Source organism: Dyella ginsengisoli (genome assembly GCF_044904665.1).
In the GTDB taxonomy this organism is placed as follows: Bacteria; Pseudomonadota; Gammaproteobacteria; order Xanthomonadales; family Rhodanobacteraceae; genus Dyella_A; species Dyella_A ginsengisoli.
This window is the reverse complement of record NZ_JADIKM010000001.1, coordinates 207,238-225,083: the sequence shown is the minus strand read 5'-3', so window position 1 is coordinate 225,083 and position 17,846 is coordinate 207,238. Positions and strand designations below refer to the sequence as shown.

11 protein-coding genes and 1 riboswitch are annotated in these 17,846 nt (G+C 68.8%); of the genes, 4 read left to right on the top strand and 7 right to left on the bottom strand.

All coding sequences use genetic code 11. The features are described from left to right. Window positions 1-9: 9 nt before the first annotated feature. The gene (locus ISP17_RS01035; protein WP_404629653.1) at window positions 10-1,293 is read left to right on the top strand and encodes an MFS transporter; all 1,284 of its coding nucleotides are present in this window, start codon (window positions 10-12) and stop codon (window positions 1,291-1,293) included. A 3-nt stretch (window positions 1,294-1,296) separates the two neighbouring features. On the opposite strand, the gene eda is transcribed toward ISP17_RS01035, so the two are convergent. From eda to zwf, 4 genes are all read right to left on the bottom strand, one after another. After that, window positions 1,297-1,935 (bottom strand): bifunctional 4-hydroxy-2-oxoglutarate aldolase/2-dehydro-3-deoxy-phosphogluconate aldolase, encoded by a 639-nt coding sequence (eda, locus tag ISP17_RS01030; protein WP_404631385.1) that lies wholly within the window; start codon window positions 1,933-1,935, stop codon window positions 1,297-1,299. 38 nt (window positions 1,936-1,973) lie between these two features. Beyond that, window positions 1,974-3,791: a phosphogluconate dehydratase gene (edd, locus tag ISP17_RS01025; protein ID WP_404629652.1), complete on the bottom strand. Its 1,818-nt coding sequence runs from the start codon at window positions 3,789-3,791 to the stop codon at window positions 1,974-1,976. A 43-nt stretch (window positions 3,792-3,834) separates the two neighbouring features. Further along, on the bottom strand, window positions 3,835-4,539 hold the full coding sequence (gene pgl, locus ISP17_RS01020; RefSeq protein ID WP_404629651.1) for a 6-phosphogluconolactonase: 705 nt from the start codon (window positions 4,537-4,539) through the stop codon (window positions 3,835-3,837). A gap of 132 nt (window positions 4,540-4,671) precedes the next feature. Next, window positions 4,672-6,138, bottom strand: coding sequence for a glucose-6-phosphate dehydrogenase (gene zwf / locus ISP17_RS01015; protein WP_404629650.1), 1,467 nt, complete (start codon window positions 6,136-6,138; stop codon window positions 4,672-4,674). A gap of 244 nt (window positions 6,139-6,382) precedes the next feature. On the opposite strand from zwf, the gene ISP17_RS01010 reads away from it, so the two are divergent. The 3 genes from ISP17_RS01010 to ISP17_RS01000 all read left to right on the top strand — a co-directional run bounded on the left by ISP17_RS01010 (window position 6,383) and on the right by ISP17_RS01000 (window position 12,806). Continuing rightward, window positions 6,383-7,135 (top strand): GntR family transcriptional regulator, encoded by a 753-nt coding sequence (locus tag ISP17_RS01010; protein WP_404629649.1) that lies wholly within the window; start codon window positions 6,383-6,385, stop codon window positions 7,133-7,135. A 69-nt stretch (window positions 7,136-7,204) separates the two neighbouring features. Beyond that, a riboswitch (cobalamin riboswitch) is annotated at window positions 7,205-7,439 on the top strand. A gap of 138 nt (window positions 7,440-7,577) precedes the next feature. After that, complete coding sequence (gene btuB, locus ISP17_RS01005; protein WP_404629648.1) at window positions 7,578-9,440, top strand: TonB-dependent vitamin B12 receptor; 1,863 nt, start codon at window positions 7,578-7,580, stop codon at window positions 9,438-9,440. Window positions 9,441-9,638: 198 nt separating this feature from the next. Further along, the gene (locus tag ISP17_RS01000; protein ID WP_404629647.1) at window positions 9,639-12,806 is read left to right on the top strand and encodes an efflux RND transporter permease subunit; all 3,168 of its coding nucleotides are present in this window, start codon (window positions 9,639-9,641) and stop codon (window positions 12,804-12,806) included. A 3-nt stretch (window positions 12,807-12,809) separates the two neighbouring features. Here the strand turns inward: ISP17_RS01000 and ISP17_RS00995 are convergent, their stop codons facing one another. The 3 genes from ISP17_RS00995 to ISP17_RS00985 all read right to left on the bottom strand — a co-directional run bounded on the left by ISP17_RS00995 (window position 12,810) and on the right by ISP17_RS00985 (window position 17,727). Continuing rightward, window positions 12,810-14,423 carry a tetratricopeptide repeat-containing sulfotransferase family protein gene (locus tag ISP17_RS00995; RefSeq protein ID WP_404629646.1) on the bottom strand — a complete coding sequence of 538 codons (1,614 nt, stop codon included), beginning with the start codon at window positions 14,421-14,423 and terminating at the stop codon, window positions 12,810-12,812. Window positions 14,424-14,457: 34 nt separating this feature from the next. Next, window positions 14,458-16,050: a tetratricopeptide repeat-containing sulfotransferase family protein gene (locus ISP17_RS00990; RefSeq protein WP_404629645.1), complete on the bottom strand. Its 1,593-nt coding sequence runs from the start codon at window positions 16,048-16,050 to the stop codon at window positions 14,458-14,460. Between the two features lie 66 nt (window positions 16,051-16,116). Beyond that, window positions 16,117-17,727, bottom strand: a complete 1,611-nt coding sequence (locus ISP17_RS00985) for a sulfotransferase family protein (RefSeq protein ID WP_404629644.1) — start codon at window positions 17,725-17,727, stop codon at window positions 16,117-16,119. Between the last annotated feature and the right edge of the window lie 119 nt (window positions 17,728-17,846).

Here is a 17,846-nt window from a genome sequence, read left to right as displayed (position 1 = left end):
GGATGCCCGATGTCGCGACACCCGCTCGCTACCAACACCAATTTTCGCCTGCTGTTCGGCGGCAGCACGGTGTCGATGTTCGGCGACCAGTTCACCCTGGTCGCGCTGCCCTGGCTGGTGCTCAAGCTCACCGGCGACCCCGGCGCGCTGGGCCTGGTGCTGGCCACGATGGCCGTGCCGCGGGCGGTGTTCATGCTGATCGGCGGCGCCGTGGTGGACCGCTTCTCCGCGCGTGCCGTGCTGCTGCTGGCGCGCACCGCCAACGCGGTGATGGTGGCGGCGCTGGCGGCGATGGTGCTGACTGGCGCGATCAGCATGCCGTGGGTCTACGTGCTGGCGCTGGGTATCGGCCTGGCCACCGCCTTCGCCTACCCGGCCAGCTCGGCGCTGCTGCCGGCGGTGATCGAGCCGCAACAGCTGGCCCAAGCCAATGGCGCGATGATGGGCATGCGCCAGCTCAGCATGTTCATCGGACCGGCGTTGGCCGGCGTGGTGATCGGTACCGGCGCGCACGCACCCACCGCTGGCAGTGCGCTGGCCGATGCGCGCGGACTGGGCTGGGCGTTCGCCATCGATGCGGCGAGTTTCGGCGCCTCGCTGCTGTCGCTGGCGCTGATCCGCGTGCCTGCCGCCGCGAAGCGCGCTCCCTCGCAACACGGCGTATTCGGCCAGGTGCTCGGCGGCCTGCGCGGCATTGCGGCCGATCCGCCGCTGCGCGCCTTCATGCTCTACGCCGCCGTGGTGTCGCTGTTCGTGGGCGGCCCGACCCAGGTCGGCCTGCCGGTGCTGGCGGACATGCGGCTGGACCACGGCGCCACCTCGCTGGGCATCGTGATGGCCGCCAGTGGCGGCGGCATGCTGCTCGGCGGTCTGTTTTCCGGTGCGGTGGCGAAGCTGGTGCGCGGCCACCTCGGCGCGATGATCCTGAGCTTCGACGCCTGCATCGGGCTGGCGCTGGTGGGGCTGGCCGGCGTGCACTCGACCGTGCTGGCCGCGGTGCTGCTGGGCCTGACCGGCCTGCTCGGTGGCATCGTCCAGATCACCCTGGTGAGCTGGATCCAGCGCCGGGTGCCGCGGGAGATGCTCGGCCGCACGATGAGCGTGCTGATGTTCACCTTCCTCGGCCTGGGACCCTTGTCCGCGGCCGGCGTCGGCGCCCTGCTCAAGGTGATCTCGCTGCCGGCGCTGTTCGTCGCCGCCGGCCTCACCCTGACCGCGATCGCACTGGGCTGCCTGACCAGCCCGGCCCTGCGCGGCATCCGCGCGCAGGATGCCGTGCCCCAGGTGGCCTGAGGCTCAGCCCTTCAGCGAAGCCGCTTCGCGCGCGAGCAGCTCGATGGCGGCCCAGTCGCCGGCCTTGAGCTTGTCGGCCGGGGTCAGCCAGGAACCGCCCACGCACAGCACATTCGGCAGCGCGAGGAAGTCCGAGGCGGTGCTGAGGCTGATGCCGCCGGTGGGGCAGAACTTGATCTGCGGCAGCGGGCTGGCCCAGGCGCCGAGCAGCTTGGTGCCGCCGGCGGGGACGGCGGGGAAGAACTTGAGAAAGCGGTAACCGCGTTCGAGCAGATGCATCACTTCGCTGGCGGTGGCGGCGCCGGGCAGCAGCGGCAGGTCGCTGTCGTCAGCCGCGTCGAGCAGCTTCGGCGAGACGCCCGGCGACACGGCGAAGCGCGCGCCCGCGGCTTTGGCGGCAGCGAGATGCTCGGCGTGCAGCACGGTGCCGACGCCGACGCAGGCGCCCTCCACTTCCTGCGTGATGGCGCGGATGGCGTCGAGCGCGGCGGGCGTGCGCAGGGTGACTTCGATCGCCGGCGTGCCGCCGGCGACCAGCGCGCGCGCCATCGGCACGGCGGCCTTCACGTCGTCGATGATCACCACCGGGATCACCGGGGCGAGGCGCATGGTGGCCTCGACCTGGGCCTGCTTGGATTCCATGGATGCAGTCACGGGTTCACTCCGGAAATTGTCGGGGATCAGAGCACGCCGGCGCCGAGGTCGGCGGTCACGGCATTGCTGCGGAACAGGCCGAACAGCTCGCGACCCATGCCGACGTGGTGCGAGTGGTCGGGCAGGGTGACGCTGGGGCGCGCGGCGAATTCGGCAGCGTCGACCAGCACGTCCACCGTGCCGTTCAGCGCGTCGAGGCGGATCAGGTCGCCGTTGCGCACCTTGGCCAGCGCGCCGCCGGCCTCGGCCTCGGGGGTGACGTGGATCGCCGCCGGCACGCGGCCCGACGCACCGGACATGCGCCCGTCGGTAAGCAGCGCGATGCGGTGACCCCGATCCTGCAGCACGGCCAGCGTCGGGGTGAGCTTGTGCAGTTCCGGCATGCCGTTGGCGCGCGGGCCCTGGAAGCGCACCACCGCGACGAAGTCGCGATTGAGCTCGCCGCGCTCGAACGCGCCGCGGACCTCGTCCTGGTCGTTGAACACGATCGCCGGCGCCTCGATCACCATGCGGTCCTCGGGCACCGAGGACACCTTGATCACGCCGCGGCCGAGGTTGCCGTCGAGCAGGCGCAGGCCGCCGTCGGCGCGGAACGGTTCGCTGATCGCGCGCAGCACACCGCGGTTGCCGCTCTCGCCGGACACCTTCTGCCAGGCCAGCTTGCCGAGCGCGTCGAGCACCGGCACCTGGGCATAGCCGTCCAGGCCGGTGCCGTTGACGGTGTTCACGTCGGCATGCAGCAAACCCTGCGAGAGCAGCTGGTCGATCAGGAAGGCCATGCCGCCGGCCTCGTGGAACTGGTTCACGTCGGCGTAGCCGTTGGGGTACACGCGCGCCAGCAACGGCACCACCGAAGACAGCGCGTCGAAATCTTCCCAGCGCAGCTCCACGCCGGCCGCGCGCGCCATCGCCACCAGGTGCAGCAGGTGGTTGGTGGAACCGCCGGTGGCGTGCAGCCCGATCACGCCGTTGATCACCGACTTCTCGTCGATGATGTGACCCACCGGCAGGTAGTGCTCGCCCAGCGCGCTCATCGCGGCGGCACGGCGCACCGCCTCGGCGGTGAGCGCGTCGCGCAGCGGCGTGTCCGGCGCCACGAAGCTGGCGCCGGGCAGGTGCATACCCATGATCTCCATCAGCATCTGGTTGGAGTTGGCGGTGCCGTAGAAGGTGCAGGTGCCCGGCGCGTGGTAGGCGGCGGCCTCGGCTTCGAGCAGTTCCTCGCGGGTCGCCTTGCCCTCGGCGTAGGCCTGGCGCACCTTGGACTTGGCCTCGTTGGTGATGCCGCTGGGCATCGGGCCGGACGGCACGAACACGCCCGGCAGATGGCCAAACGCGAGCGCGCCGATCAGCAGGCCCGGCACGATCTTGTCGCAGATGCCCAGATACAGGCCGGCGTCGAACATGTCGTGCGACAGCGCCACGGCGGTGGCCATCGCGATCAGGTCGCGCGAGAACAGCGAGAGCTCCATGCCGGCGCGGCCCTGGGTGACGCCGTCGCACATCGCCGGCACGCCACCGGCCACCTGCGCGGTGGCGCCGGCTTCGCGCGCGATGTGGCGGATCAGTTCCGGGTAGCGCTCGTACGGCTGGTGCGCCGAGAGCATGTCGTTGTAGGCGGTGACGATGCCGATGTTCGGCGTGCGGCCGGCGCGCAGCGCGGCCTTGTCGTCGGTGCCGCAGGCGGCGAAGCCGTGCGCGAGGTTGCCGCACGAAAGATGCTGGCGGTGCGTGCCGTCGCCGCGTGCGGCGGCGATCTTCGCCAGGTACGCCGCGCGCGATTCGCGGCTGCGTTCGCGCAGGCGCTCGGTGACTTCGCGGACGACGGGGTGCAGGGAACTCATCGACTCACTCCTGTAGCGGGTGGCGGCGCGCGGCGGTGGCGCGTCACGGGCACCAATAGACGGAAACGGGGACGCGCGCGCGCTCGAGCACGGCGCGCACCGGGTAATCGCGGCCGGCGCCGAGGCCGAGCTGCGCATCGGCGAGCACGCGGCGCTTGGCCTCGCCCTCCACGTGCAGGAACAGCGCGCGCGCGTCGAGCAGCACCGGCAGCGTGAAGGTGATGCGCGGTTCGCCGGCACCGGCGGCGCGCATCGGCAGCACGCGCTCGCGGCCCGCCGGATCCAGCGCGTCGGCGAGGCGATCACCGCCCGGGAAGAACGAGGCCGTATGACCGTCCTCGCCCATGCCCAGCACCACCACGTCGAACGGCAGCGCCAGCGCATCGAGTGCGGCGTTCAGCGCGGCGAGGCCGTCTTCCGGCGTGACGGCATGCTGATGCAGCGGCACGAAGGTGGCGGCGGCAGCGGCGTGCTGCAGCAGCAGCGACTTCACCAGTCGCGCGTTGGAACGATCGCTGGATTCGGGCACCCAGCGCTCGTCGACCAGGGTCACCTGCACGCGCGACCAGTCCAGTGACGCATGCGACAGGCGCTCGAAGAAATGCTTCGGCGTGCTGCCGCCGGACACGGCGAGCAGGGCCTGGCCGCGTACGGCGATGGCCTCGCGCAGGCGGGCGGCGACGCGCTCGGCGAGCGCCGCGGCGAGAGCGTGGCAATCGGTGAAGCTGTGGGTGGCAATGTTCAACATGGACGTCCATTCGGCAGCGCGGTGGGAGCCGCGGCGAGCGCTGCCGGAGCGCGCGGCGGGAGGATGGCGCAGGCTAGGAAAAGCTCCGGCAGCGCGCGGTGATGCGCGGCGTCGGATGGATTCACGCCGTGCTTACTCGCCATCCTCGTTCCAGGTGCGGCCGTCGCGCTCGATCAGCGCTACCGACGCACTCGGTCCCCAGGTCCCGGCGGTATAGGGCTTGGGCGCTTCGCCGCTGGCCGACCACGCTTCCAGAATGGGGTCGGCCCAGCGCCAGGCGGCTTCCACCTCGTCGCGGCGCATGAACAAGGTGGGATTGCCGCGCACCACGTCCAGCAGCAGGCGCTCGTAGGCATCCGGCTGCGAGACGCCGAAGGCCTCGGCGAAGCTCATGTCCAGCGGCACGTGGCGCAGGCGCAGGCCGCCCGGGCCGGGGTGCTTGATGGTCAGCCACAGCTTGACGCCTTCGTCCGGCTGCAGGCGCAGCACCAGGCGGTTGTGCGCCAGCGGGCCGGCGCTCGGATCGAAGATGGAATGCGGCACCGCCTTGAATGCCACCACGATCTCGGAGACGCGCTCGGGCAGGCGTTTGCCGGTGCGCAGGTAGAACGGCACGCCGGCCCAGCGCCAGTTGGCGATTTCGGTCTTCAGCGCCACGAAGGTCTCGGTGTGGCTCTTGGCGCCGTCGAGTTCTTCCAGATAGCCCGGCACGCTCTGCCCTTCGGCGGCGCCGGCGCGGTACTGGCCGCGCACGGTCAGCTGGGCGGCGTTGGACTCGTCGATGGGTTTCAGCGAGCGCAGCACCTTGAGCTTCTCGTCGCGCACCGCATCCGGCGACAGCGAGGACGGCGGCTCCATCGCCACCATGCACACCAGCTGCAGCATGTGGTTCTGCACCATGTCGCGCAGCGCGCCGGCGTGGTCGTAGTAGGCGGCGCGGTTGCCCACGCCCAGTGTCTCGGCCACGGTGATCTGCACGTGGTCGATGTGCTCGGCGTTCCACAACGGCTCGAACAGCGCGTTGCCGAAGCGCAGGGCCAGCAGGTTCTGCACCGTCTCCTTGCCGAGGTAGTGATCGATGCGATACGTCTGCGATTCGCTGAAGACCCGGCCGACGGCGTCGTTGATCTGGTTGGCGCTCTCGAGGTCGCGGCCGATCGGCTTTTCCAGCACCACGCGCGACTCGCCTTCGTTGAGGCGGTGCGCGCCCAGGCGCGAGCAGATGTCGATGAACAGGTCCGGCGCGGTGGAGAGATAGAACACGCGCACGTTGTCCGGGCGCTCGGTCAGCAGCGCGGCGAAATCGTCCCAGCCGTTGTCCTTGCGCGCATCGAGCGAGCGGTAGAACACCTGCTGCAAAAACGCCTCGACCTGGGCCGCCTTGCTGCCGTCGCCGGCCAGCGCCTTGCGCATCTGGGCACGATAGCCGGCGTCGTCGGTGGCCTCGCGGGCGATGCCGATGATGCGGCTGGAAGGAGGAATCTGGCCGTCGACGAAGCGATGGAACATCGCCGGCAACAACTTGCGAGCGGCCAGGTCGCCGGTGCCGCCGAAGATCACCAGGTCGAAGGATTGGACCTGCGGATGGGGAGAACTCACAACGGGCACCTCGCATGGAGCGGAGAGAAGGCCGCCGCGCAGCGACGCGAGCGGTAGAGGCCCTTGATCGTACCAGTGTCATACCAGCTGCGACCAGCATGTACCAACCGGATGCCGCGACCGGACCCGATGTATTCGTTTGCAACGGTCGATCCCGCAAGCCGTGCGACAGGCCTGCGCGGAAGTGGCATGTCCGCCATTGCCTGCCTTGCGGCCATTGGTTTGAAATTGGTATGGTCGCGGTATGGAAACCGCCCTCGCCAAAGAATACCGCCGGCTCTCGCGCGACCCCGGCACCCACCAGCCGCTGGCCTACCTGCGGCTGCGGAGGGCGATCCGCAACGTGATCGAGCACCGCGACATCGAGCCCGGCCACGCGTTGCCGAGCGAGCGCGACCTGGCGCGCGTGCTTGCGCTGTCGCGCGTCACGGTGCGCAAGGCGATCGCCGGGCTGGTGGAGGAAGGCTTGCTGACCCAGCGCCACGGCGCCGGCACCTTCGTCGCCGAACGCATCATCAAGCCGATGTCGCGGCTGACCAGCTTCACCGAGGACCTGCGCGCGCGCGGCCTCAACCCGCGCTCGGAATTCTTCGAGCGCGGCATCGGCGAGGTGACGCCGGAAGAATCGATGGCAATGAACCTCTCGCCCGGCGTGGCGGTGGTGCGCCTGCACCGCGTGCGCTATGCCGGCGACGAGCCGCTGGCGATCGAACGCAGCGTGGTGCCGGCGATCCTGCTGCCCGACCCCATGCTGGTCGACGACTCGCTCTACGAGGCGCTGGAAAAGCGCGGCTGCCGTCCGCGCCGCGCCCTGCAGCGGCTGCGCGCCGTGTTGCTCAACGCGCAGCATGCCCGCCTGCTGCATGTCGCCACCAACAGCGCCGGCCTCAGCATCGAGCGCCGCAGCTTCCTCGACGACGGCCGCGTGGTCGAATTCACCAGCTCCTGGTACCGCGGCGACATCTACGATTTCGTGGCGGAGCTACATACCGATTGAGCCCCGCGGCGCGGCTCGCACACCGCAAGCCCGTGCCGCGGCATTTGCAGCGTGCCGCGCTGCGCCGGTAAGGTAGCGTCCGTTTTGGGTGTCCCGGCAGGTGTCTTGCCGGGATGAAACGGGAAGCCGGTGCGTCGCGCGTTCGCGCGCAACCAGTCCGGCGCTGCCCCCGCAACGGTAGGCGAGTGAATTCGCCGGGCCACACAAGCCACTGTGCCAAGGCATGGGAAGGCGTGGTCCGGTACGCGCGGCGTGCCGCGTGTCGCTCGCAAGCCCGGAGACCGGCCCGATTCGACTGTCCTGGCGGCTCGCGGTGGGCGAGGCTGCGGTACGGATCGCGGCCTCGCCGCGCGTCCGCGGCCGTGCGTTTCCTCCCACGATGTCCTGCCAGCTCATCCCTTGTTGAGCCGCGCGCGGGTGCACGGCGAAGGAAATCCAGCAGATGAACAGGACTCTCGTGGCGACCGCCATTGCGGTCGCGATTCTTGGCCCAGGCGCGCGAATCGTGCAGGCCCAGCAGACCGACGGCGCTCCGATGGACCCGGTGATCGTCACCGCCACGCGCACGGCGATCACCGTGGACGACGCGCTGTCGTCGGTGAGCGTGGTCACCCGGGCGGACATCGAGCGGCTGCAGCCGACCTCGCTGATGGACGTGCTGACCGGCCTGCCCGGCGTCACCTTCGCGCAGTCCGGTGGCACGGGCGAGCAGACCTCGCTGTTCCTGCGCGGCACCAACTCCTCGCACACGCTGCTGCTGGTCGACGGAGTGCGCGTGGGCACGGTGAGCGCGGGTCTGGCGGCGTTCGAGCAGATTCCGGTGGAGCAGATCGAGCGGATCGAGGTGGTGCGCGGGCCGCGCTCCAGCCTGTACGGCGCCGACGCCATCGGCGGCGTGATCCAGATATTCACCCGGCACGGCCAGGCCGACGGCAAGCTGACGCCCTCGCTCAGCCTGACCGCCGGCAGCCGCGGCACCGTCGGCGGGCAGGTTGGCCTGTCCGGCGGCGACCGCCACGCCTGGTACAACCTCAGCCTGGGCGGCCAGTACACCCGCGGCATCAACGCCTGCCGCGACGGCGCCGGCACGGTGTTCGCCGGCTGCTTCGCCAACGAGCCGGACAAGGACGCCTACCGCAACTACAACGCGCTGGCCAACGCCGGATACCGTTGGGACGACGGCACCGAGCTGGCCGGCACCTGGCTGCGCAGCCGCAACTACGTCGAGTTCGACGGCGCGCCCTACGGCAATCAGGCGCTCAACGTGCAGCAGGTCGCCGGTGCGCACCTCACGTTCCGGCCGCTGTCGTTCTGGCAGGTGACCGTGAGTGCCGGGCAAAACCTGGACAAGGCCACCACCTACAACGACGGCGTCTACCTGCGCTACTCCGATTCGCGCCGCAACCAGGCCTCCTGGCAGAACGACCTCAGCCTCGCCGACAACCAGTTGCTGACCTTGGGCACGGACTACCAGCAGGAGCACCTGGCCAGCGACACCGGCTACCTCGCCAGCACGCGCCAGGACACAGGTGTGTTCGCGCAATACCAGGGCACGTTCGGCCGCCACGAGCTGCAGCTGTCCGCGCGCCACGACCACAACGGCCAGTTCGGCAACCACGACACGGGCGCCGCCGCCTGGGGCTACCGGCTGGACCATGGCCTGCGCCTGTCGGCCAGCTACGGTAGCGCCTTCCACGCGCCGACCTTCAACGATCTGTACTACCCCTACGGCAGCGGCAACCCGGACCTAAAGCCGGAAACCTCGCGCAGCGCCGAACTGGGCGTGACGCAGCAGGGCGAGGGCTGGAACTGGGCACTGAACGCCTACCAGACCCGGATCAGCCAGCTGATCGCGCTGGACAGCAACTACTTCCCGCTGAACATCAGCCACGCGCGCATCCGCGGCATCGAGGGCCAGCTGGGTGCCACGCTGGCCGGCTGGCGCTGGCAGGGCTACCTGACCTGGCAGCAGCCGCGCAACGACGACGGCGGCGCGAACGACGGCCACTGGCTGCCACGGCGGCCGGAGCGCACCGCGCGGATCGATCTCGACCGCCGCTTCGGCGACTTCACCGCGGGCGCCACCTGGAACGTGGCCGGCGCGCGCTATGACAATGTCGCCAATACGCAGCGACTGGGCGGCTACGCCACCGTCGACCTGCGTGCCGGCTACGCCTTCGCGCCGGGCTGGGAGCTGGAGGGGCGGCTGGCCAACGCGTTCGATCGCCGCTACGAAACGGTCTACTACTTCAACCAGCCGGGCCGCAGCTGGTATCTCACGCTGCGCTACCGGCCAGGCGGGTGAGGCCGGCACGGGCGGCATCGACGATGCCGCCCGTGCCTTTCGACACGGTGGGGACTTCAGGCACATACACTAGGCATGGGTAGGCGGGCATAAAGCACGCATGCCCGATACCTCGAACCCTGCGGCCCGGGCCCTGCCCGCCGCGTCGACGCAGCTACGCGCCGGCCGGCCGCGCAGCCTACGGGCCACGGAAGCGCCATGAACATCTTCGCCCCCATGATCCGCCGCCCGGTCGGCACCTCCCTGCTCGCCGCGGGCCTGGTGCTGGCCGGCATCTGCGCCTACCTGCTGCTGGGCGTGGCGGCGCTGCCGTCGCTGGAGTTCCCGGGCGTCTACGTGGTGGCGCAGCAGCCCGGCGCCAGCGCGCAGACCATGGCCAGCACCGTGCTGGCGCCGCTGGAGCGGCATCTCGGGCGCATTCCCGGCGTCGACGAGATGTACGGCAATGCCAGCGAAGGCTCCGCCTCGGTGATGGTGCGCTTCACCTTCGACCGCACCGCCGACAAGGCGGCGCGCGACGTGCAGTCGGCCATCAACGCCGCCGCGCCGGACCTGCCCAGCGGCATGCCCGTGCCGCCGCAGTACTTCAAGTTCGACACCGCCACCATCCCGATCCTGTTCATCACGCTCACTTCCAGCGGCCTGCCGCAGGACAAGCTGTTCGACCTGGCCGACACCCTGCTCAAGCCAGCGGTGGCGCAGATTCCCGGCGTGGCCCAGGTGCAGGTGTTCGGCGGCACGCCGCACGCGGTGCGGATCGAGCTGGACACCGCCGCGCTGGCGGCCAAGGGCCTCACTCCCACCGACGTCAGCAACGCGCTGCGCGCGGCCAACGTCACCTCGCCGCAGGGCATCCTGAGCAACGGCCGCACGCAATACACCGTGTTCGCCAACGACGCGCTGCACGAGCCGGAGGAGTTCGCCCGGCTGCTGATCGCCAGCCGCAACGGCACCGCCGTGCGCCTGTCGGACGTGGCGAGGGTCTACGGCGGACAGGAGGACAAGTACCAGGGCGCCTGGTTCAACGGCAGCGACACGGTGGGCCTGCAGATCAGCAAGCGGCCGGAAGCGAACGCGGTGGCCACGGTGGAAGCGATCCGCGCCAAGCTGCCGCAGCTGCGCGGCTCGCTGCCGGCGAACATCGCGATCACCCCGGTGTTCGACCTCACCCAAACCACCAAGTCGGCGCTGCACGAGGTGGAGACGGCGCTGCTGATCTCGATCGCGATGGTGGCGCTGGTGATGCTGGTGTTCCTGCGCCGCGTGCGCCCCACCCTGATCGCCATGCTCAGCGTGCCGTTGTCGCTGGCCGGCGCGTTCGTGGCGATGTGGGCGCTGGGCTACACGCTCAACACGCTGTCGCTGGTGGCGCTGGTGCTGTGCATCGGCTTCGTGGTTGACGACGCGATCGTGGTGATCGAGAACATCGTGCGCCACATGGAGCACGGCGACGCACCGCTGGAGGCGTCGCTCAAGGGCGTGCGCGAAATCGGCTTCACCGTGGTGTCGATCACGCTGTCGCTGGTGGCGGTTTTCGCGCCGCTGCTGTTCGGCAACAACATGCTGGTGATGCTGCTGCGCGAGTTCTCGGTGACATTGACCGCGGCGGTGGTGATCTCGGCGATCGTCTCGCTCACCCTCACCCCGGCGCTGTGCGGCCGCCTGCTCAAGCACGAACCGGTGCCGCCCAAGCCGCCGGGACGCATCGAGGCGGCAGTGGAGCGCTTCGATCGCGCCATCCTCGCGCGCTACCAGCGGGCCCTGGACTGGGCCATGCACCATCGCCGGCTGATGCGCTGGCAGCCGCTGCTGCTGCTGATCCTCACCGGCTTGCTCGGCTTTGCCGTGGTGAAGACCGCCGGCGGCACCTTCATGCCCGACGAAGACACCGGCCAGCTGCAGGTGGAGATCAGCGCGGACACCAACATCTCGCCCGCCCTGCTCACCCAGCGCGCACGCGAGGTGAGCGACATCATGAAGCGCGACCCGGCCGTGCTCGACCAGCTGACCATGCTGGGCGGCAACGGCTTCGGCGGCGCGGTGGGCAATTCGGCGCAGATGTTCGTCGACCTCAAGCCGCGTGGAGACGGCCCGGGCATGCGCAAGGAGGGCATCAAGGAAGTCGTCGACCGGCTGTCGAAGCAGTACAACGCGCTGCCCAACGTGCAGGTGTCGGTGAGCGCGGCGCAGTTCCTCGGCGGTGGCGGCAGCGGCGGCAACGGCGGCCAGTATGAGTTCCAGCTGATCAGCTCCAGCGGCGAGGACCTACAGCCGTGGACGCTGAAGATGGTGCGGCAGATGCGCACCATCAAGGAATTCCGCGACGTCAGCAGCGAGTTCGAGCACACCGGCAAGGAACAGCGCCTGCTGGTCGATCGCGAGGCCGCCGGCCGCCTGCACGTGGGCATGGGCACGATCGATTCGGCGCTGTACAACTCGTTCGGACAGAACCAGGTGTCCGTGATCTATTCGGACATCAACCAGTACCGGGTGATCCTCACCTCCGGCTCGGCCGAGGACCTCAGCCCCGGCGCCCTGCTCAACATTCGCGTGCGCAACGACCAGGGCCGGATGGTGCCGCTGTCGGCGGTGGCGAAGATCGCGCCGAGCATCGCGCCGACCCGCATCCGCCACCACAACCAGATGCAGGCCTCCACCATCAGCTACAACCTGGCCAAGGACGTCACCCAGGATCGGGGCATCGCGCTGGTGAATCAGGCGGCGTACGCCGTGCATCTGCCGGACGGCGTGCAGGTGGAATTCACCGGCAACAACCAGCGCCTTCAGCAGGCGCAGAACAACGGCATGATTCTGCTGCTCGCCTCGATCGTGGCGATGTACATCGTGCTGGGCATCCTCTACGAGAGCCTCGGCCATCCGCTGACAATTCTTTCCACCCTGCCGGCCGCCGGCGCCGGCGCATTCCTGGCGATGCTGGTGACGCAGACGCAGCTGTCGCTGATGGCGATCATCGCGATCCTGATGCTGATCGGCATCGTCAAGAAGAACGCGATCCTGATGGTCGATTTCGCCCTCGTCGCCGAGCGCGAACGCGGCCTGAGCCCGCCCGAGGCGATCCGCGAGGCGGCACTGGTGCGCTTCCGTCCGATCACCATGACCACGCTGGTGGCGATGGGCGCGGCGCTGCCGCTGGCGATCGGCTTCGGCATCGGCTCGGAGATGCGCCAGCCGTTAGGTATAGCCATCGTCGGCGGCCTGCTGGTGTCACAGCTGCTCACGCTGCTGAGCACGCCGGCGATCTACCTGTGGAACCACGACCGCAAGATTCGCAAGGCGGCTCGCCGCCTGCGCCGCGAGGAGAAGCGGCGGCTCAAGGCGTTGCGCCCGCAGGCGAGCGCGGGCTGAGTCTCAGGGACTCGAATCGGGCTCCACTTCGAGCGCGCGCCGCAGCGGTTCGAGCTGCACTTCGTAGCGACGCCACTGTTCCAGCGCGCGGGTATGCACCGGCTCACGCACCTGGGCGCTGCTGGGCGTGGCCACCGGGGCCGGATTGTCTTCCGGGCGCAGGCAGGCTGGCTCCATCGCAAGGCCGCAATGGGCGAGCACGCGGGCGAGCGTCTGCTCCGGGTGGGTCACCAGGGCGGCGTAGTCCACGTCGAGCATCGCGCCGGGCATCAGCGCATGCCAACGTCGCACCAGGCGCCGGTACAAGCCGTGGTAATGGGCCATCGCGGCCATGTCGTAGCAGTAGGCCGAGGTGTTGCCGAACATCACCTTGAGGTTGGAGTAGCAGACATCCATCGGCGCACGCACCAGGTGCAGGATCGGCGCCGTCGGCAGGGCCCGGCGAATGAAGGGCACCATGCGCAGGTTGATCGGCATCTTGTCGATGTAGAAGCGGCGTCCCTGGGCACGCCAGCGCGTCTGCTCCAGGTAGCGTCGACCGAGCAGATCGAAATCGATCGACGCGGCTTTGGCGAGCATCGCCGAGAAACTGGCCTGGTCGATCGTCGCCACGTCCGCCACCCAATGCAGCTGGCGCTGGAAATCGCTGATCTCGCCGGCGGAAGCCACCTCGCTGTGGGCACTGAGCATGTGATCGAGCAGCGTGGATCCGGAGCGCGGCAGTCCGACGATGAAGATGGGCATCGGCCCGTCCGCCTGGGCGTCACCGACTGGCGCCGCCGCCGGCAGCGCTGCGGCTGTTGCCTCCAGCGCTTCGACTTGCGCCGCTTCGGCCAGCGCATCGTAGGGATTCAGTGCATGCATCGCCCGGTTGCACTGTTCGAGTTGCGCCCACGCCTCGCCCCATCGACCGAGGTCATCAAGCACCTTGAACTGAGCCGAGTGGTATTCGGCATGGGCGAAACGCAGTCGCGGATGCGTGGCCTGGGCCGGCAACCGCGCCTGCAAGGAACGCAGCAACTCAAGATGATTGGCAAGCGGCGTCTGCCGATGCAGGTTCGCCAGGATCACGGCCGCGTCGGCATGTTCCGGCCACCGCTCAAGCAACGCGAGCAGCACCTGTTTCGCCTCGTCCAGTCGCCCCTCGAACTGCAGCAGCATGCCGCGCAGGTAGTACTCGCCGGGCGTGTCGAGACCGGCTTTCGCGGCCCGCTCCATGAGACGGGATGCCACGATGACTTCGCCCAGCATCCAGCGCAGGTGCGCCTGCTCGGCGATGACATGCGGTGGCGGATTCGGTGCACGCATCAGGTGGTCCAGGCACTGCCGGGCACCGAGAATTTCTCCCTGCAGAGAGAGGCGCCACGCCAATTGCGCGATCAGCGGCGCGTCATTGGGAAGGAACGCGACGGCGTCGAGCAGGTGCTGCGTGGCTTCGCGCATGCGTCCGTTGCGCAGAATCGCCTGGGCGAGTTCCATGCGCACCGGCACGTCCCGGGGCGCGAGCCGTGCCAGGTCGCGCAGCAGCTGTTCGGCGAGCGCGTACTGGCCTGCGTCGATGGCCTGCCTCGCCCGTCGGCGCAGGGCGCTGTCGTTCTCGGCGATCGGGCCAGTCATGAAGCCCTCGCGATGGAGATGCGATGACGAGAATTCATGCGTTCAGGGCAGCACGCAGCGGTTCGAGCCGGGCTTCGTAGCGGCGCCATTCGCCGAGGCTGCGCAGATGAGGTGCCTCGCGCACTTGATTGCAGCTCGGGGTGGCGACCGGCGTGGCGTTGCGCTCCGGATGCAGACAGGCGGGCTCGAGCTCCAGGCCGCAGCGATCGAGCACACCCGTCAGCGTGGCTACCGGGGTGCGCAGCAGCGCTTCGTACGCCACCTCGTGCAGCAGGCCCGGGCAATCGCGATGCCAGCGGTCGATCAACCCGCGATAGAGCCGGTAGTAGTGCGCCATGGATGCCATGTCGTAGCTGTAAGCGGAGGACGCCCCGAGCATCGCCTTGATGTTCGAATAGCACACGTCCATCGGCGCGCGATGGATGTGCACGATGACGGCATGCGGCAGAGCGAGTCGGATGAAGGGCACCATGCGCACGTTGATGGGGTTCTTGTCGACGAACCAGTGTTTGCCGGGCGCGCGCCACTGCGTCTGCGCGAGATAGCGACGACCGAGTTCGGTGAAATCGATGGTTTCGACCCGGCGCAGGACTTCCAGCATGCCGGCCACGCCACCGGCCGGCACGTCGGTCATCCAGCGCAACTGCCGGCGAAAGTCATTGATCTCCCCGGCCGAAGCGATGGCCGAGTGGCTCGACAGCGCGCGATCGAGAAGCGTCGTGCCCGACCGGGGCAGGCCCACCACAAAAATCGGCTGCGCGCCGTCCCGGGTGGCGTGGGCAACGCGCTTGGCAAGATGCGTCGATGCGCTTGCCAGGGCCTCGCAAACTGCGGCCTCGCCTGCTCCGTCGTACGGATGCAGCGCCCGCATCAAGGCGTTGCCGCGCTCCAATGCCTGCCACGCCTCGTCGGCCTGGCCCAGATCATCGAGGACCTTGAAGCGAGCGGCTTGGAACTGCGCCATCGCCACCTGCTGAATCGGTCCGGGTGGATCGGCCTGCACGAGGGCGAGATGGGTGTCCAGGACCTTCAATGGCACGGCTGAGTTCTGCTTCTCGAGGTGCACCAGTGCGACTGCCGCCTCGCCGAATCTCGGCCACTTTCGCAGACATTGCTGCAAGCCGGTTCGTGCGGTGTCGATGTCGCCGTTGTACTGGGCGAGTGTGGCGTGCAAATAGTTCGCATCGGGGGTGTCGGCACCGCTGTCCATGGCGCGCTTGCTCAACGCGTAGGCTTGCTTGTATTCGCCCAGCAACCAGCGCAGGCGTGCCAGCTCCACCAACGGTACGCTTGATTGAGGCGCATGCGCCTCGACCTGGTCCAGGCAACTCCTTGCTGTCAGGAGTTCGCCTGCGAAGTAGAGCTTTCTGGCCAACGCAAGCAGTAGCCCGGGTACGGGCGATCCCACTTTGGCCGCATCGAGAAGCGCGGCGGTGGCGTCCCGCAAAAGGCCGCGAGCCTCCATGACGGCCGCCAGATCCAGCGCCACTCGGGGGTCTTCCGGCGTAGCGCCGCGAAGTGTTTCCAGCGACGCCTGGGCTGCCTCCCACTGGTGCCGCTCGACTTGATCGCTAGCGCGCCGACGAAGGGACTGGAGGGTGGCTTCGTCCAGAGAGTGATTGGTCATGCTCGTTCAAGGTACCTGACGGAAGGAGTCGGCGTTACACCAAGATCGCTTGCCGGTGCGCCCGCCTTATGCGGAGGGCAGCGCCGCGCGCAGCGGGGCGAGTTGCGGGGCATAGCGACGCCAGGAGGACAAGCTGCGTCGATGAACCGGCTCGCGCACCTGGGCGGCACTCGGGGTGGCGACGGGCGACGGATTGCTTTCAGGATGCAGGCAGCGCGCATCGAACGGCAGGCCGCAGTGGGTGAGGATCGCCCGGATCGCGGGCTCGGGATCTTCGACCAGCGCGCGATAGTCGACCTCGAGCATCGCGTCCGGACACGCGACGTGCCAGCGGTCGACGATGCGCCGATATTCACCGTGAAAGTGGGCCACCGACGCGAGGTCGTTGCACCAGGGGCTCACGTCGCCGAACATCGCGCGGAAGTTGGAAAAGCAGACGTCCATTGGATCACGGACGATGTGCAGGATCGGCGCGTGGGGCAGTGCCTGCCGGATGATCGGAACAAGCTGGATGTTGATCGGCAACTTGTCGACGAAATAGCGCCTTCCCTGCGCGCGCCATCGCGTCTGGGCCAGGTAGCGTTGCCCCAGCTCCGCCAGGTCGAGCTGCGGTAACCGGCGCAGCACTTCGCGCATGCCCGCGACGCCCGAGGGCGGAACATCGGCCACCCAGTGGAGCTGGCGCAGGAAGTCGTTGATCTCGCCGGCGGATGCCACATCCGGATGCGAGGAAAGTACACGATCGAGCAGGGTGGAGCCGGAGCGCGGCATGCCCACCACGAAGATCGGCTGCGGCCCGTCTCCGAGCGATGCTTCCGACGCCAGCTCCGCCGCGGGTGAAAGCGCCGCCACAGCATCAAGCAGCTCGGCAGTGAAGGTCGACTCCATCGTCGGGTCGTAGGGATTGAGCGTGCGCATGATGGCCTTGCTCTCGACGAGAGCCGCCCACGAGGCCGCAGTGTCGTCCAGATCATCCAGTTCCTTGGATAGCGCAGACAGGAACTGGGCGCGCAGCACCATTCCACTCGGGTCGGAGGCGGTGCGGGGCAGCTGCTCGAGCTGCGCACGCAAAAAGGAAACATGGTGATGCCCGGGCCCGTAAGTGCGTAGATTGGCCAAGGCCTGTGCGGCGGCGCCAAAGCGGGGCCAGCGTTTCAGGCACGCTTCGAGAATCTGGCGGGCCTGTTCCCGTTCGCCCTGAAAGTGGCAGAGCATCGCGTGGAGGTGCCATTCGTTCGGCGTCTCCACGCCGAGCCGGTGGGCGCGGCGGCTGTACTCGCTCGCCGTGACGACATCGCCAATCAACCAGTACAGGTGTGCCAGGGCTGCAAGCCCGGGACCATCCAGCCTGATGGCCTTGCCGAGGCGCTCGATGCACTCCTTGGCCGCGACGACTTCACCGGAAAAGTATAGGCGACGGGCCAGCGTGATGCGGGAGGCCGGGCTCGCTTGCTCATCTCTCGTGGCGGCGTCGGCGAGGCAGGCCGCCGAGGCACGGAAACTTCCTGCCCCCAACAGCACGTGCGCCAGGTCGAGATGCGCAGGGAGATCGCCCGGGCTGCGTGCAAGCAGCGCCTCCAGAGCGGCGCGCGCGGCCGGCAGATCATTACTCTGCATGAACTCGCGGGCGTTATGACGCAGCTTGTCCGAGGGCGGCACGGATTCCGGTGACTGCATGGGATGTTCGGGCAATGCGGGCGATCCCGGAAGCATAGCTTAGCCGTGGCTGCAGACAGGACAGCCCAACCTATGCAAGCACGGGCTGGGCGCTGAGCGCGCGAGATGCGGTTTCAGGA

Bases quoted from the DNA above. Each gene is read 5' to 3' on its own strand.
- eda (WP_404631385.1), bottom strand. From the start codon at position 1,935: ATGGAATCCAAGCAGGCCCAGGTCGAGGCCACCATGCGCCTCGCCCCG.
- ISP17_RS00995 (WP_404629646.1), bottom strand. From the start codon at position 14,423: ATGACTGGCCCGATCGCCGAGAACGACAGCGCCCTGCGCCGACGGGCG.
- ISP17_RS01010 (WP_404629649.1), top strand. From the start codon at position 6,383: ATGGAAACCGCCCTCGCCAAAGAATACCGCCGGCTCTCGCGCGACCCC.
- ISP17_RS00985 (WP_404629644.1), bottom strand. From the start codon at position 17,727: ATGCAGTCACCGGAATCCGTGCCGCCCTCGGACAAGCTGCGTCATAAC.
- ISP17_RS01035 (WP_404629653.1), top strand. From the start codon at position 10: ATGTCGCGACACCCGCTCGCTACCAACACCAATTTTCGCCTGCTGTTC.
- pgl (WP_404629651.1), bottom strand. From the start codon at position 4,539: ATGTTGAACATTGCCACCCACAGCTTCACCGATTGCCACGCTCTCGCC.
- ISP17_RS00990 (WP_404629645.1), bottom strand. From the start codon at position 16,050: ATGACCAATCACTCTCTGGACGAAGCCACCCTCCAGTCCCTTCGTCGG.
- ISP17_RS01000 (WP_404629647.1), top strand. From the start codon at position 9,639: ATGAACATCTTCGCCCCCATGATCCGCCGCCCGGTCGGCACCTCCCTG.
- btuB (WP_404629648.1), top strand. From the start codon at position 7,578: ATGAACAGGACTCTCGTGGCGACCGCCATTGCGGTCGCGATTCTTGGC.
- edd (WP_404629652.1), bottom strand. From the start codon at position 3,791: ATGAGTTCCCTGCACCCCGTCGTCCGCGAAGTCACCGAGCGCCTGCGC.